Origin of the sequence: Plantibacter sp. 2H11-2 (genome assembly GCF_050031945.1) — a bacterium.
GTDB lineage: Bacteria > Actinomycetota > Actinomycetes > Actinomycetales > Microbacteriaceae > Plantibacter > Plantibacter auratus.
The window spans coordinates 474,520-488,123 of record NZ_JBNBBL010000001.1 but is presented as its reverse complement, the minus strand read 5'-3'; the positions used below and the strand labels follow the sequence as shown (position 1 = coordinate 488,123).

At 70.0% G+C, this 13,604-nt stretch carries 14 protein-coding genes; 7 read left to right on the top strand and 7 right to left on the bottom strand.

Annotated elements, in window-relative coordinates; genetic code table 11:
* The first annotated feature begins 124 nt into the window (after positions 1–124).
* On the top strand, positions 125–1,384 hold the full coding sequence (locus ACQG07_RS02250) for a citrate synthase (RefSeq protein WP_064296340.1): 1,260 nt from the start codon (positions 125–127) through the stop codon (positions 1,382–1,384).
* An 83-nt stretch (positions 1,385–1,467) separates the two neighbouring features.
* Here ACQG07_RS02250 and dapD read toward each other — a convergent pair whose 3' ends face one another.
* Positions 1,468–2,445, bottom strand: a complete 978-nt coding sequence (dapD, locus tag ACQG07_RS02245; protein WP_426737024.1) for a 2,3,4,5-tetrahydropyridine-2,6-dicarboxylate N-succinyltransferase — start codon at positions 2,443–2,445, stop codon at positions 1,468–1,470.
* Between the two features lie 51 nt (positions 2,446–2,496).
* Between dapD and dapE the strand changes: the two genes are divergently transcribed.
* From dapE to ACQG07_RS02230, 3 genes are all read left to right on the top strand, one after another.
* Positions 2,497–3,594: a succinyl-diaminopimelate desuccinylase gene (dapE, locus tag ACQG07_RS02240; RefSeq protein WP_086473657.1), complete on the top strand. Its 1,098-nt coding sequence runs from the start codon at positions 2,497–2,499 to the stop codon at positions 3,592–3,594.
* A complete protein-coding gene (locus ACQG07_RS02235; RefSeq protein ID WP_426737023.1) occupies positions 3,584–4,807 on the top strand; it encodes a hypothetical protein in 1,224 nt (407 codons plus the stop codon). Before dapE ends, ACQG07_RS02235 begins: the two co-directional genes overlap by 11 nt.
* A 103-nt stretch (positions 4,808–4,910) precedes the next feature.
* Positions 4,911–5,084 (top strand): DUF3117 domain-containing protein, encoded by a 174-nt coding sequence (locus ACQG07_RS02230; protein WP_079002123.1) that lies wholly within the window; start codon positions 4,911–4,913, stop codon positions 5,082–5,084.
* A 92-nt stretch (positions 5,085–5,176) separates the two neighbouring features.
* On the opposite strand, the gene ACQG07_RS02225 is transcribed toward ACQG07_RS02230, so the two are convergent.
* Positions 5,177–5,809, bottom strand: a complete 633-nt coding sequence (locus ACQG07_RS02225; RefSeq protein WP_064296167.1) for an O-methyltransferase — start codon at positions 5,807–5,809, stop codon at positions 5,177–5,179.
* 71 nt (positions 5,810–5,880) lie between these two features.
* Here ACQG07_RS02225 and ACQG07_RS02220 point away from each other — a divergent pair, with 71 nt between their 5' ends.
* Positions 5,881–6,321: a Sec-independent protein translocase TatB gene (locus tag ACQG07_RS02220; protein ID WP_079705542.1), complete on the top strand. Its 441-nt coding sequence runs from the start codon at positions 5,881–5,883 to the stop codon at positions 6,319–6,321.
* A gap of 35 nt (positions 6,322–6,356) precedes the next feature.
* Here ACQG07_RS02220 and ACQG07_RS02215 read toward each other — a convergent pair whose 3' ends face one another.
* From ACQG07_RS02215 to ACQG07_RS02205, 3 genes are read right to left on the bottom strand one after another with little or no spacing between them, the layout of a single operon-like run.
* Positions 6,357–7,532, bottom strand: a complete 1,176-nt coding sequence (locus ACQG07_RS02215) for an Mrp/NBP35 family ATP-binding protein (protein WP_426737022.1) — start codon at positions 7,530–7,532, stop codon at positions 6,357–6,359.
* The gene (locus tag ACQG07_RS02210; protein ID WP_071261025.1) at positions 7,525–8,067 is read right to left on the bottom strand and encodes a DUF1003 domain-containing protein; all 543 of its coding nucleotides are present in this window, start codon (positions 8,065–8,067) and stop codon (positions 7,525–7,527) included. The genes ACQG07_RS02215 and ACQG07_RS02210 overlap by 8 nt, the downstream gene beginning before the upstream one ends.
* Positions 8,045–9,358, bottom strand: a complete 1,314-nt coding sequence (locus tag ACQG07_RS02205; protein WP_079705545.1) for a magnesium transporter MgtE N-terminal domain-containing protein — start codon at positions 9,356–9,358, stop codon at positions 8,045–8,047. Before ACQG07_RS02205 ends, ACQG07_RS02210 begins: the two co-directional genes overlap by 23 nt.
* 68 nt (positions 9,359–9,426) lie before the next feature.
* On the opposite strand from ACQG07_RS02205, the gene ACQG07_RS02200 reads away from it, so the two are divergent.
* On the top strand, positions 9,427–9,930 hold the full coding sequence (locus ACQG07_RS02200; protein ID WP_079705546.1) for a general stress protein: 504 nt from the start codon (positions 9,427–9,429) through the stop codon (positions 9,928–9,930).
* Between the two features lie 42 nt (positions 9,931–9,972).
* Here the strand turns inward: ACQG07_RS02200 and ACQG07_RS02195 are convergent, their stop codons facing one another.
* Together ACQG07_RS02195 and ACQG07_RS02190 are read right to left on the bottom strand one after the other, a co-directional pair.
* Positions 9,973–11,370, bottom strand: coding sequence for an aminopeptidase P family protein (locus tag ACQG07_RS02195; RefSeq protein ID WP_274499668.1), 1,398 nt, complete (start codon positions 11,368–11,370; stop codon positions 9,973–9,975).
* A gap of 41 nt (positions 11,371–11,411) precedes the next feature.
* Positions 11,412–12,449, bottom strand: a complete 1,038-nt coding sequence (locus tag ACQG07_RS02190; protein WP_274499669.1) for an endonuclease/exonuclease/phosphatase family protein — start codon at positions 12,447–12,449, stop codon at positions 11,412–11,414.
* Between the two features lie 82 nt (positions 12,450–12,531).
* On the opposite strand from ACQG07_RS02190, the gene ACQG07_RS02185 reads away from it, so the two are divergent.
* Positions 12,532–13,386 (top strand): PHP domain-containing protein, encoded by an 855-nt coding sequence (locus tag ACQG07_RS02185; protein WP_426737337.1) that lies wholly within the window; start codon positions 12,532–12,534, stop codon positions 13,384–13,386.
* The last annotated feature ends 218 nt before the right edge of the window (positions 13,387–13,604 follow it).

The window sequence follows — 13,604 nt, the reverse complement described above, 5'->3', positions numbered from 1 at the left end:
TTAGGCTGTATGTGACACGCCGTCGTATCGGAGGGCGATGTCGAGTCCCTATCGCACAAAGATATGAGGAGGCGCCGTGGGCGACGTCGAGAAACAGGCTTCCACCGAGACGCAGCAGGTCACCCTGAACTACCCCGGCGGAACGGCCGAATTCCCGATCCACCAGTCAGCCCAGGGCGCGTCGAGTATCGACATCTCCTCGCTCACGCGGCAGACCGGCCTGACCACGCTCGACTACGGGTTCGTCAACACCGCGGCGACCAAGTCGGCGATCACGTACATCGACGGCGACCAGGGCATCCTGCGCTACCGCGGCTACCCGATCGAGCAGCTCGCCAAGCAGTCGACCTTCCTCGAGGTCGCCTGGCTGCTCATCCACGGAGAGCTCCCGACTGCCGACGAACTCGGCGGATTCGACGAGAAGATCCGGCGCCACACGCTCCTCCACGAGGACCTCAAGCGGTTCTTCTCGGCGCTCCCGCACACGGCGCACCCGATGGCCGTCCTGTCGAGCGCCCTGCAGGCCATGTCGACCTACTACGAGTCGGACGCCAATCCGCACGATCCCGACCACGTCGAGCTCACGACGGTCCGTATGCTCGCGAAGCTCCCGGTGATCGCCGCCTATGCGCACAAGAAGTCGGTCGGGCAGGCGTTCCTCTACCCCGACAACTCGTTGAGCTTCGTCGACAACTTCCTCAAGCTGAACTTCGGCAACCTCGCAGAGCCGTACGAGATCGATCCCGTCCTGTCGAAGGCGCTCGACCTCCTGCTCATCCTGCACGAGGACCACGAGCAGAACGCCTCGACCTCCACGGTCCGCCTCGTCGGCTCCACCGGAGCGAATCTCTACGCCTCCGTGTCCGCCGGTATCAACGCCCTGTCGGGTCCGCTGCACGGTGGCGCGAACGAGGCTGTCCTGCAGATGCTCGGCCGGATCCAGGAGTCCGGCGAGGGCGTGCAGCGCTTCGTCGACCGCGTGAAGAACAAAGAAGACGGCGTGAAGCTCATGGGCTTCGGGCACCGCGTCTACAAGAACTACGACCCGCGCGCCAAGCTCGTCAAGGAGAGCGCCGGCGAGGTGCTCCGGGCGCTCGGCATCAACGACCCGCTGCTCGACCTGGCTCAGGAGCTCGAGCAGATCGCCCTGGAGGACGACTACTTCAAGGAGCGCAAGCTCTACCCGAACGTCGACTTCTACACCGGCGTCATCTACAAGGCGATGGGCTTCCCGACGCGGATGTTCACGGTGCTCTTCGCCATCGGACGCCTGCCCGGGTGGATCGCCCACTGGCGTGAGATGAACCTCGACCCGCAGACCAAGATCGGGCGCCCGCAGCAGCTGTACACGGGTTCGCCCGAGCGTCCCTTCCCGACGCGCTAGTCCCGTCGCGCGCGTCCGCGGCGCACAGAACGGCCCCGCATCCACCTCGGATGCGGGGCCGTTCTGCGTCCCGGGAGGCCGGGTCAGGCGTGCAGTGCCGCGTTCAGCTCGACGCCCGAGCCCGAGCGGGGGAGCACCTCGACGGCACCGGTGAGTGAGTTCCGACGGAACAGGAGGTTCGGGACACCCGACAGCTCGACCGCCTTGAACGTGCGCGGCGCGCCTTCGGCCGTGGCCGCAGCACCCGCGAGGACGACCTTGGTGCCCGCGGTCACGTAGAGACCCGCCTCGACCACCGAGTCGTCGCCGATCGAGATGCCGATGCCGGAGTTGGCGCCGAGGAGGGCGCGCTGACCGATCGCCACCCGCTGCGTCCCGCCGCCGGAGAGCGTCCCCATGATCGACGCACCACCCCCGATGTCGCTGCCGTCACCGACGACGACGCCCTGCGAGATGCGTCCTTCGACCATCGACGCGCCGAGGGTCCCGGCGTTGAAGTTGACGAAGCCCTCGTGCATGACGGTGGTGCCCGGTGCCAGGTGGGCGCCGAGCCGGACGCGCGAGGCGTCGGCGATCCGGACCTTGTCGGGCGTCACGTAGTCGAGGAGTCTCGGGAACTTGTCGATGCCGGTCGCGTGGATGCCGGCGCGGAGGAGCGACGGTCGGAGGCGGTCGAAGTCCGCGGGGTGGACGGGGCCGGCGTTGGTCCAGACGACGATGGGGAGGTGCGCGAAGACACCGTCGAGCGAGATCGTGTTCGGCTGGACGAGCAGGTGGCTGAGCAGGTGCAGCCGCAGGTAGGCGTCCGGGGTGCTCTGCGGAGCGGCCTGCAGCTCGATCTCGACCGTGACGATGTCGATGCGGACGGCCCGGCGCTCGTCGTCGGTCGCGAGGGCCTCGAGGTCTGCGGGGGCGATCCAGCGGTCGCGGCCCTCGGGGATCCGTCCGAGCGAGGGCTCGGGGAACCAGGTGTCGAGCACGGTGCCGTCGGCGGCGATGGTCGCGAGGCCGGAGCCCCAGGCGTGAGTCGGAACAGGGGTCTCGGCAGGCGCAGCGGTCATGGCTCCAGGGTACCGGCCAACACTCAGGTCGACGGCCAATACACTGGTGCCATGCCAGCCGAAGTCCCCGTACTCGACCTGTCCGTCTCCTCGGTGGAACTCACCCAGCAGCTGTGCGACATCGCCTCCGTCTCGGGGGATGAAGCCCGCATCGCCGACGCGATCGAGGCGTCGCTCGAGGGTCTCGAGCACCTGACGATCGTGCGCGACGGCGACACGGTGGTCGCTTCCACTTCGCTCGGACGTGCACAGCGGGTCATCATCGCCGGCCACATCGACACCGTCCCGATCAACGGAAACGTCCCGACCCGGTTCGAGGAGCGCGACGGCGAGGCGGTGCTCTGGGGTCGAGGGACGGTCGACATGAAGGGCGGCGTCGCGGTCCAGCTGAAGCTCGCGGCTGAGCTCACCGATCCCATCGTCGACATCACCTGGATGTGGTACGACAACGAGGAGGTCGCATCCGACCTCAACGGCCTCGGGCGTCTCGCGCGGAACCGTCCCGACCTCTTCGTCGGTGACTTCGCGATCCTCGGCGAGCCGAGCAACGCCGGCGTCGAGGGTGGCTGCAACGGAACGCTGCGCGTCCACGTGAGCGCCCACGGTAAGCGCTCGCACGCGGCCAGGAGCTGGGTCGGCGTCAACGCGATCCACGCGATCTCCCCGGTCCTCGCGACGCTCGCCTCGTACACGCCCCGGGAGGTCGAGGTCGACGGGCTCGTCTACCGGGAGGGCGTCAACGCGGTCGGGATCACCGGCGGCGTCGCCGGGAACGTGATCCCCGACCTCGTCACCGTCGAGGTGAACTACCGCTTCGCTCCGAGCCGGACGGGTGCCGAGGCGCTCGCCCACCTCGAGGAGCTCTTCTCCGGCTTCGAGGTGGTGCAGACGGACGTCGCGGAGGGTGCTCGTCCCGGGCTCGACGCGCCGATCGCCCAGGACTTCCTGGCCGCGGTCGGCGGCACACCGGCCCCGAAGTACGGCTGGACGGACGTCGCGCGCTTCTCCGCACTCGGCGTCCCCGCCGTCAACTACGGACCGGGTGACCCGCTCCTCGCCCATGCCGACGACGAGCGCGTCCCGCTCGCGCACATCGAGGACTGCGAGCGCGGGCTCCGCGCCTGGCTGACCGGGCCCGATGGTCGCTGACGCGGCCCACTCGACCGAGGTCGAGGAGCGGCCGTCGATGCTCCGGCGCTGGGCCCGCCTGCCCTGGTGGGGGCGGATCACCATCGTGTACGTGCTGTCCCGCCTGGTGACGACCGCGATGTTCGCGGTCGCGAGTCTGCTGCAGGCGCCGGACTCCCGGTTCGGCGCGTTCCCCTCGCTCGGCACGCTCGCCGCCGGCTGGGACGGACAGTGGTACTGGTGGATCGCGACGTACGGCTACCCGACCCAGCTGCCGCTCGACGACGCCGGCCGGGTCGCGGAGAACGCGTGGGCGTTCATGCCGGTCTATCCGGGGGTCGTGAAGGCGCTCTCGGTCGTCACCTTCCTGCCGTGGCCGGTCATGGCTGTGATCGTCTCGCTGTGCTGCGGCTTGGGGGCGGCCCTGCTGTTCCACCGGCTCCTGCGCATCCGCCTCGGCGACGAACGGGCGATGTTCGCCGTCGTACTGTTCTGCATCGCCCCGCTCAGCGCCCTGTTCCAGGTCGCCTACGCGGAATCGATGTTCCTGCTGCTGCTGACGCTCGCACTGCTCGTGCTCGTGACGCGCCGGTACGGCTGGCTCCTCGCGGTCATCCCGGTCATGGCGTTCACCCGCCCCGGAGTCCTGGCCTTCTCGCTCCTGCTGGGCCTCCATCTCATCGTGCGGATCGTCACCCGTCACCGCGACCCGCTCGCGCGCCGGGAGGTCGTCCTCATCCTCGCGGGCGGGGCCCTCGCCGCCGTAGCCGGATTCGCGTGGATGGTCATCGCCGGTCTCGTCACCGGGACGCCGGAGGCGTACCTCGAGACGGAGCTGGCGTGGCGGGCCGCCTTCATCGGGGAGCAGCCCCTCGTCCCGTTCTCCGCCTGGATCCAGGGCGGCCAGTTCTGGTTCGGGGATGGTCCGGGCATCGCCGTCGTCGCCGCGATCTTCGTCGGCTCCGTCGTGCTCCTGTTCCTCCCGCCGGTGCGCCGGCTCGGTGCCGACCTCCGGTTGTGGGTGGGGTCCTACCTCCTCTACCTCTTCGCGGTGTTCTTCCCGCAGACGAGTGTCTTCCGGCTGCTCGTGCCGGTCTTCCCGCTCCTCGGTGCAGTCGCCGCCCCACGGAACCGTTGGTATCGCGGTGGCGTCGTCATCGTCTCGCTGGCGTTGCAATGGTGTTGGATCTTCGTCATGTACGGCCTCGCGAACGCGTATTGGACCATTCCCTGAGCGCGGATCCGGCGTCATCCTGCGCCTCGCCGCGCTCAGGATTATCACGAGCCCCCGTGATACGAGATAATGGGGGTCAGTCGAATAACGAGAGGGGACTCGCATGGCCGCAATGAAGCCACGCACCGGAGACGGGCCAATGGAGGCCGTGAAGGAGGGTCGGCTCATCATCGTGCGAGTGCCTCTTGAAGGGGGAGGGCGTCTCGTCGTGTCGGTCAACGACGCAGAGGCTCAAGAACTGCATGATGCACTCGCGGGTGTGGTGAGCGCGGGCTGATCCCCGTCACCGACACCGCATGAGCCGAGAACCGGCCGTCATCACTGCTCTCAGAGTCAGGATGGCGGCCGGTTCGTCGTCGTGCGGAGGGCTCAGAGGTTCGGTTTGGTGATCTGCAGGAGGCCGTCGCCGGCGGGGGACAGGGCGCTGACGACCGCGTCGGACGCGGAGATCTCCTGGACGAGCGAGCGGAAGAGTCCTGTGGTCTCGTCCCGCTGAGCCGGATCGGCCACGCGGCCTCGCCAGAGCGCATGCGGGACGAGCACGGTGCCGCCGGGACGCACCAGACGGAGTCCGTGCTCGACGTACTCGATGACCGATCCCGGGTCGCCGTCGACGAGGACGAGGTCGTAGGAGTTCTCGTTCATCCGCGGCAGGACGTCGAGCGCGCTGCCGGTGATGAGGCGGATGCGATTGGTCGTGATGCCGGCCTCCGTGAACGCCGCGCGTGCCTGCTGCTGGTGCACGATCTCGGTGTCGATGGACGTCAGCACCGCGCTCGTGGCACCGCGGAGCAGCCAGAGCCCGGAGACGCCGGTGCCGGTCCCCACCTCGACGATGGACTCCGCGCGGGTGGCCGCGGCCACCACCGCGATCTGCGCGCCGATCGCGGGAGAGATCGGTTCGACACCCAGTTCGTGCGCGTGAGCGCGCGCCGTGAGCATCGCCGCGCTCTCGACGACGACGTCGCCCGCGTACTTCCAATTGAGATTGTGTTCTGACACCTTGCCTCCGGATCCCAGCGTATGGCCTGCAACTGCTCCGACAGCTGAGGCTCGCGCGGTAGTCTGATGTCGTGTTCGGTCTGACCTTCGACAAACTCCTCATCATCGGGGTCATCGCCGTGTTCCTGCTGGGTCCGGAACGGCTGCCGTACTACGCCTCCCAGCTGGCGCGACTCGTCCGCACCCTCCGAGACCTCGCCTCCGGCGCCAAGGACCGGATGCGCGAGGAGATGGGGCCGGAGTTCGACGAGGTCGACTGGAAGAAGCTCGACCCGCGTCAGTACGATCCGAGACGCATCATCCGCGAGGCGCTCCTCGACGACGAGCCTCCGGTGACGCCGACGGTCGCGACGACCGCTCCGCTCGACGCGGCTCCCGCAGCCGCGGCCGCCGCTGCCGCCGTTCCGTCGCTCGAGAAGCCGAAGTCGATCCAGGCAGCGACCGACGAGCGCCTGCGCCGACTCGCCGCCGGAGAGACCGCCGCGCCCCCGTTCGACCTCGAAGCCACCTGAGTCCGCTTCGGTCGCACACGTCCGACCCGGACGGCTCAGCTCGTGCTGACGCCGAGACGACGACCGGCGAGGCCACGCGGTCTCGCCGCGAGCTGACCGGCCAGCCGGAGGATCTCGGCAGCCGCGGGATCCGTCGGATCCGAGAGGACGATCGGCAGCCCGGCGTCCCCGCCCTCCCGAAGCGGAACGCTGAGCGGGACCGAGGCGAGGAGCGGTACCGGGGCGTCCTGGCCGATCGACAGCCGTTCTGCGAGCGCCTCGCCACCCCCTGAGCCGAACAGCTGCAGGACACTGCCGTCGGGCTGGGGAAGACCCGCCATGTTCTCGATGACGCCGTGGACGCGCTGCCCGGTCTGGCGCGCCACCACGCCGCTGCGCTCGGCCACCTCGGCGGCGGCCGGCTGCGGTGTCGTGACGACGAGCACCTCGGCGTGGGGGAGCAGCTGGCCGATGGAGATGGCGACGTCCCCGGTGCCGGGCGGGAGGTCGAGGAGCAGCACGTCGAGGTCGCCGAAGAACACGTCGGTCAGGAACTGCTGGATGGTGCGGTGGAGCATCGGTCCGCGCCAGGCGACGGCGACGGCGGTGGTGCCGTCCGTCGGTGCGTCGATGAACATGCCGATCGAGACGACCTTCACACCGTGGGCGACGGGCGGCAGGATCATGTCGCCGACCTGCGTCGGTTTGACGGCCAAGCCGTTCTCGACCAGTCCGAGGAGCCCCGGGATGGAGAACCCGTGGACGTCCGCGTCGACCAGGCCGACCCGCAGGCCACTGGCGGCGAGTGCGACGGCCAGGTTCGCGGTCACCGTCGACTTCCCGACACCGCCCTTGCCGCTTGTGACGGCGTACACGCGGGTCAGTGAGTCCGGGCCGAACGGGATGCCGCGGGCGCTGCGGCCGCCACGCAGGCGCTCCGTGAGTGCCTGACGCTCCGCCGTCGTCATCACCTGGACGTCGACCGCGACGCTCGTCACCCCGGGGGTCGCCGCGGTGGCCTCACGCACGTCGCGCTCGATGCTCGCCGCTGCCGGGCAGCCGACGATCGTGAGCTTGATGGTGACGTCGGCGGCACCGGTGTCGTCCACCGTGATCGGGCCGACCATGTCGAGTTCGGTGATCGGTTTGCGGATCTCCGGGTCGATGACTCGGGCGAGCGCGGTCCTGATCCGCTCGGCGAGGCCGATGTCAGCCGCGCCGGCGTCAGCCACGCCGACGCTCGGGCCCGTCGTGTTCGGGCTGGTCGGTGCGATCCCGATCGAGTTCCTCGAGGAGGGAGCGCAGCTCGGCGCGGATGAAGTCCTTCGACGCCATGTCCTTGAGGGCCAGTCGCAGGGCGACGACCTCACGGGCGAGGTACTCGGTGTCGGCGAGGTTGCGTTCGGACCGCTGACGGTCCTGCTCGATCTGCACGCGGTCGCGGTCGTCCTGTCGGTTCTGGGCGAGCAGGATCAGCGGCGCCGCATACGAGGCCTGGAGCGACAGCACGAGGGTCAGGGCGACGAAGCCGATGTCGACGGAGTCGAACCGGAGGGCGAGTGGACCGTAGGTGTTCCACGCGATCCACAGGATGACGAAGAGGGTGAGGCCGAGGAGGAACCACGGCGTGCCCATCGCCCGGGCGATCCACTCGGTGAACCGGCCGAAGCGGTCGCGCGAGGCCGGGGCGCGGCGGATGGAACGGACGGAACTCCGAAGCCCCTTCGGAGCGTCGAGCCGGACCTCATTGCGGGGAGCTCGTGCCACGACCTGCCCTCCTTCCGTTCGATCCGAGCCGCTGTTCCGACGCCGGGAGTTCATCGTTCTCGTCGATGCTGCGCCAGTCGTCCGGGAGCAGGTAGTCGAGGACGTCGTCGATCGTCACGACCCCCAGGAGCCGGTGCTGTTCGTCGACGACGGGCACCTGGACGAGGTTGTAGCTCGCGAGGATCCGCGAGACCTCGGCGGCGGAGGTCCGCACGCCCACCGGATCGAGGCTCTGATCGAGCAGGGTCCCGAGGCGCTCGTGCGGTGGGTACCGGAGCATGCGCTGGAAGTGCACCATCCCGAGGAAGCGTCCCGTCGGCGACTCGTACGGCGGCAGGGTGATGCAGACGCCGGCTGCCAGCGCCGGCGCCAGCTCGGAGCGTCGGATCGACGCGAGGGCCTCCGCCACGGTGGCGTCGGCGGAGAGGATGATCGGCTCGGTCGTCATGAGGCCACCAGCGGTCTCCGGGTCGAACCGGAGCAGCATGCGGACGTCCTCCGCCTCCTCCGGCTCCATGAGCTCGAGGAGGTGCTCACCGCGGTCCTCGGGGAGCTGGGCGATGAGGTCGGCCGCGTCGTCCGGCTGCATCTGATCGAGGACGTCGGCTGCGCGGTCGTCGTCGAGCTGGGCGAGGATCTGCACCTGGTCCGTCTCGGGCATCTCCTCGAGCACGTCCGCGAGGCGGTCGTCCGACAGCTCCTCCGCGACCTCGATCATCCGGTCGCGCGGGAGGTCGAGGAGCGTGTTCGCGAGGTCGGCCGGTTTCAGGTCGGCGTAGGTCGCGATGAGCTGCTCGGCGGACTGGGCCTCGCCGAGCTCCTGCTCCTCGCGCAGCTCGTTCCAGGTGGCGAAGGTCGTCGGGCCCTTCACGAAGGGGGAGGCGGTGGTCTTCGGGCGGCGGACGAACAGCTGCGACACCTGCCACTCGCCGGGGCCCTGCTCCTCGATGGCGACGTCCTCGATCGTCGCCTCCTCGCCGGTGGCGCGGAAGACGACGCGTCGGCCGAAGAGTTCGGCGATCACGCGCACCTCGCCACCGCGCTGCTCGAACCGGCGGACGTTGATGAGTCCCGTGGTGATGATCTGCCCGGCGCCGATGCTCGTCACGCGGCCGATCGACACGAACACACGGCGTTTGCCGGGGATCTCGACGATGAGGCCGACGACCCGCGGGGGTTTGCCGGTGCGGTAGACGACGAGCACGTCCCTGACCTTGCCGACACGATCGCCCGCGGGGTCGAAGACGGTGCACCCGGCGAGCCTGGCGACGAACACTCTGGTTGCACTCACGACTACTAACCTACCCGCCGGTGGTCGGCCTGGAGTGCCCGCTCCGGGCGGGGTGAGAGGATGGAGGCATGAGTGATCCGCGACAATTCGGCCGGAAGGGCGCCCCGGCGCTCGGCGTCATCCCGCGAGGCGAGACGGTGGCCAGCTACGAGAGCTACGAGTCCGCGCAGGCCGCGATCTCGTCGCTCGCCCACACCGATTTCCCGGTCAAGGAGATCTCGATCGTCGGCAGTGATCTCAAGAGCGTCGAACGCGTCACCGGTCGCCTCAGCTACGGCCGTGCTGCGGGAGCCGGTGCGGTCAGCGGTGCCTGGCTCGGACTGTTCCTCGGGCTCGTCCTCGTCATCTTCAACCCCGAGACGAACCTCATGCTGCTCGGTGCCGCGGTGCTCATGGGTGCTGCGTTCGGCATGCTGTTCGGCATCGTGTCGTACTCGGTGACCCGCAAGCGACAGGAGTACACCTCGGCCACGCTCGTCGTGGCGACGCGCTACGACCTCATCGTCGGCGGCGAGCTCGCGAACCGCGCACGAAACCTCCTGGAGCGCGGCCCGGAGACCGACGCGGGCTGATCCAGCCGCGTCAGGCTCCGAGCCGTCGCCCGGCGGACGGGCTCAGCGCGCGAGCCAGGCCTCGACCTCGTCCGCGGTGCGCGGGATGCCGGCCGACAGGTTCTCCGCGCCGTCCTCGGTGACAAGGATGTCGTCCTCGATCCGGACGCCGATGCCGCGGTACTCCTCGGGGACCGTGAGGTCGTCGACCTGGAAGTAGAGGCCGGGCTCGATGGTGAAGACCATGCCGGGCTCGATCTCGGCGTCGGCGTACATCTCGCGGCGGGCCTGGGCGCAGTCGTGCACGTCGGTGCCGAGGTGGTGGCTCGTCCCGTGCACCATGTACCGCCGGTGCTGCTCGTTCTCCTTCAGGAGCGCTTCCTCGGCGGTCACGGGGAGCAGGCCCCACTCGGCGGTCTTGCGCGCGATGACCGCCATCGCGGCCGCGTGCACCTCGCGGAACCGGATGCCGGGGCGGACGATGGCGAAGGCCTCGTCGGCCGCCTCACGGACGGCCTCGTAGACCCGGCGCTGGACCTCGGTGAACGTGCCGGACACCGGGATCGTGCGGGTGATGTCGGCGGTGTAGTAGCTGTCGAGCTCGACGCCGGCGTCGATGAGGATGAGGTCGCCCGGGACGACCCGTCCGTCGTTGCGCGTCCAATGGAGGATGCAGGCGTGCGGTCCGGCAGCGGCGATGGTCTCGTACCCGACGCCGTTCCCGTCGGCGCGAGCCCGCCCGGCGAAGACGCCCTCGACGATGCGCTCGCCGCGCTCGTGCGCGAGGACCTTCGGGAGTTCGGCGACGACGTCGTCGAAGCCGCGCGCGGTCGCGTCGACGGCGAGACGCATCTGCGCGATCTCGTAGGCGTCCTTCACGAGGCGCATCTCGGACACGGCGCGGGTCAGGGTGTCGTCGACGTCGACCGTGAGATCGGCGGCGTCGGCGGTGAACGCCGAGAGGTCGGCGGTCGCGATCGCGAGGTCGGCAGCCACCTGGGCGAGCGACGGACGCGCACCGATCCAGAACTCGCCGATCGCGGCGTTCGTGTAGAACTCGTCGGTGTCGCGGCCCGCTCGCTCGCGGAAGTACAGGGTCGCGGTGTGGCCGGACTCCTCGGGATCGAGCACGAGGACGCTGTCGGGCTCGGTGTCGGCCGCCCAGCCGGTGTAGTACGAGAAGGCGGAGTGCGCCCGGTACAGGTAGTCGGTGTCGTTCGACCGTTGCTTCATCCCGCCCGCGGGGAGGACGAGACGCTGACCGGGGAACTGGGCCGAGAGGCGTTCACGACGAGCCGCTGCGAGGCCGGCGGTCTCCCGCGGCTCCGGCAGGACCTCTGGGCGGTCTGCCCACCCGGTGCCGATGAAGGCGCGGAAGCCCTCGGACCAGGCGGCCGCCCGGTTGGAGGTCGCCTCGGTCTGGACGGTGTTCGAACTGGATGTGTCTGCGGAAGTCGCCATGCCTCCATTGTCGCACTGCGGTCGCGACAGGCACCCGACGCTCAGCTCGCCGTGCGGGGGAGCAGCGTCGCGACCACGGGCCGGTGATCGCTGCCCGTGCCGTCGACGTCGGTCAGCACGTGAGCCGACACCGTGACCCATCCCGGTGTCGCCATGACGTGGTCGATCGGCGCGCCGAGGACCGCCGGGAGCTCGGTCGGCCAGGTACCGAGCCCGGCTGCCGCGTCGGCCGCGGCGGCGTCGTGGCACGCGCCGAGGTCGCCGACGCCGCGCAACCCGGCGAGGTGGTCGAGCGTCGCGTTGAAGTCACCGGCCATGATCACGTCCGCGTCGTCGGTGCAGCGGCCGGCGAGATCGGCGAGTTCCGCGCGCCAGTCGTCGAGCCGACTCGGCAGCGGGGCCGTGGTGTGGACGGCGACGAGGGTCGGTCCGCGACCGAGGACCGGATCGGCGATGAGGGTCTCCGAGCGCTCGATGGCGGTCGGGCCGGTCGCCGTCGGTGCACGGACCGCGTACTCGCCGAGTCCGGTGCTGATGAGGAGGCTCGTCCCTCCTGCGTCGGCGTCGGTCGAATGCGCAACCATCGGCCGTCCGGCGGCGGTCATCGCGGCGGCGACGACCGCCGCGGTGTCGGACGAGGTCTCCGGCAGGGAGACGACGTCGGCGCCCTCACGCACCGCGATCGCCGCGATCGTCCCGGGGTCGACGGCGTCGCCGAGGGTGTTCCAGGCGAGGACCGTGACCTGATCCGCGAGGTCGGTCGCCTCTCCGGCGACCATCTGGTCGTCGATTCCGCGGTTGGCCGTGACGACGGCGCCGGTGACCGAGACCGCGGCGAGGACGACCGCCAGGATGGCGGGGAGCACGCGGCGGGACCCCCGGACGAGGATCGCCGTCACGAGGCAGAGCAGGGCGCCGCCCGCGGCGGCGATCGCCACGAGGAGGCGGAACGCGCTCAGTTGGACGACGACCTGGGCCTGCTCGAGACCGAACAGCCCGGGGAGGACGGCGACGGCGAGCAGGGCCGTGGTCGCGATCGCGAGCACGGCCGCGATGACGCCACCGACGGTCTTCAGCACCCGCGTCAGCGTAGGCGAGCGGTCTGGGAGTCCTCGGGGCAGGACCTGCGACTAGGGTGGAAGCGTGGTGAGCGCTCGAGACATGCACGGCCCCGCCGATCTGCACACGCACTCGAGCGTCTCGGACGGCACGGAGACGCCGACGCAGCTGATGCGCGCTGCCGGTGCCGCGGGGCTCGGCACGATCGCCCTCACCGACCACGACTCCACCGCCGGTTGGGCCGAGGCGGCCGTCGAGTCGCGCCGCCAGGGCATCACCCTGCTCCCCGGAATGGAACTGAGCACCCGCTACGAGTGGCGGAGCGTGCACCTGCTCGCGTACCTCATCGATCCGTTGAACGGCGACCTGCTCCAGGAGACCGCGAAGATCCGGGAGTCCCGGCTCCGGCGGGCCGAAGGCATCGTGGCACGCATCGGTGGCGACTACCCGCTGTCCTGGGCGGACGTCCTCGCGCAGACCCGCGAAGGTGCGACCGTCGGACGGCCCCACATCGCCGACGCCCTCGTCGCCCTCGGGATCGTGGCCGACCGTGGTGAAGCGTTCGACGGCATCCTGCATCCGCGCACCGGGTACTACGCGCCGCACTACGCGCCCGACCCGCTCACCGCAGTCAAGCTCGTCCGTGCAGCCGGCGGGGTCCCCGTGATCGCCCACCCGGTCCCGGCCGGCCGCGACCGGATGCTGCCCGAGCCGTACTTCCGTGAACTCGCTGACGCGGGCCTGTTCGGGCTCGAGATCGAGCATCGCGAGAACACCGAGGAGGGGAAGGTCGTCGTGCGGCGGATCGCCTCCGAGCTGGGCCTCGTCGCGACCGGTTCGAGCGATTATCACGGAACCGGGAAGCCGAACCGCCTCGGCGAGAACACCACGGACATCGAAGTGGTCCGACGCATCGTGGCCGAGGCCACCGGCTCGGCACCCGTCCTGCCCGACTGATCTGCGGCGCGTCCGGAGTGCCCTTCGACGCGCTCAGGGACCGGGTGTACTTCTCCCGGTCACTGAGCTTGTCGAAGTGCCCACGGGGGCGCAGCGGATGTGAAGGGACGCCGGTCGGAGCGCCCTTCGACAGGCTCAGGGACCGGTATCCTTCGGTCACCAACCGTGTCGAGCGCAGCGCTCGCGACATGCAGAACGCCCGCATCCGGAAGGGTGCG

What these genes read in the sequence shown, in the direction of transcription:
- dapD (WP_426737024.1), bottom strand. Translation starts at nt 2,445, where the DNA reads ATGACCGCTGCGCCTGCCGAGACCCCTGTTCCGACTCACGCCTGGGGC.
- dapE (WP_086473657.1), top strand. Translation starts at nt 2,497, where the DNA reads ATGCCAGCCGAAGTCCCCGTACTCGACCTGTCCGTCTCCTCGGTGGAA.
- ACQG07_RS02235 (WP_426737023.1), top strand. Translation starts at nt 3,584, where the DNA reads ATGGTCGCTGACGCGGCCCACTCGACCGAGGTCGAGGAGCGGCCGTCG.
- ACQG07_RS02230 (WP_079002123.1), top strand. Translation starts at nt 4,911, where the DNA reads ATGGCCGCAATGAAGCCACGCACCGGAGACGGGCCAATGGAGGCCGTG.
- ACQG07_RS02200 (WP_079705546.1), top strand. Translation starts at nt 9,427, where the DNA reads ATGAGTGATCCGCGACAATTCGGCCGGAAGGGCGCCCCGGCGCTCGGC.
- ACQG07_RS02195 (WP_274499668.1), bottom strand. Translation starts at nt 11,370, where the DNA reads ATGGCGACTTCCGCAGACACATCCAGTTCGAACACCGTCCAGACCGAG.
- ACQG07_RS02185 (WP_426737337.1), top strand. Translation starts at nt 12,532, where the DNA reads ATGCACGGCCCCGCCGATCTGCACACGCACTCGAGCGTCTCGGACGGC.